General features: G+C 63.1%; 1 protein-coding gene. It reads right to left on the bottom strand.

Annotated elements, in window-relative coordinates; all coding sequences use genetic code 11:
• Positions 1–30: 30 nt before the first annotated feature.
• Positions 31–417: YmdB family metallophosphoesterase (locus EN884_RS38270; RefSeq protein ID WP_206617791.1), on the bottom strand; the 387-nt coding region annotated here is incomplete at its 5' end.

The following is a 417-nucleotide window of genomic DNA, read 5'->3' as shown; positions in this document are numbered from 1 at the left end:
AGTTAGGTACTAAGCGTGCCTATATCAATGTCATGACCAGAAGGACGGTGCGGTTTCCTCCAGCCGCGGGCCGCGACGAAACGGCGCGATCCGCTCGGTCAGCCCGGTGCGGTCGGAAATATCGACGCCGACGCCGCACAAGGTCGCCGGTCCGGTCGCCGCTTCGAAGCGGCCTTTCGGCACTTTCGACAGGAACCGGTTGAGCGGCTCCTCCTTGTCCATGCCGAGCGAGGAATCATAGTCGCCGCACATGCCGGCGTCGGACATATAACCGGTGCCGCCATTGAGGATCTGGTGATCGCCGGTCGGCTGGTGGGTATGGGTGCCGACGACGAGGCTGGCACGGCCGTCGACGAAATGCGCGAAGCACATCTTTTCCGAGGGAGGCTGGGCGGGGAAGGCGATGATCACGGAATA

It is taken from the genome of Mesorhizobium sp. M7A.F.Ca.AU.001.01.1.1 (assembly GCF_004022735.1).
Classification (GTDB): domain Bacteria; phylum Pseudomonadota; class Alphaproteobacteria; order Rhizobiales; family Rhizobiaceae; genus Mesorhizobium; species Mesorhizobium ciceri.
Note: the sequence above shows the minus strand (reverse complement) of the source record. Positions and strands in the feature narration are given on the sequence as shown.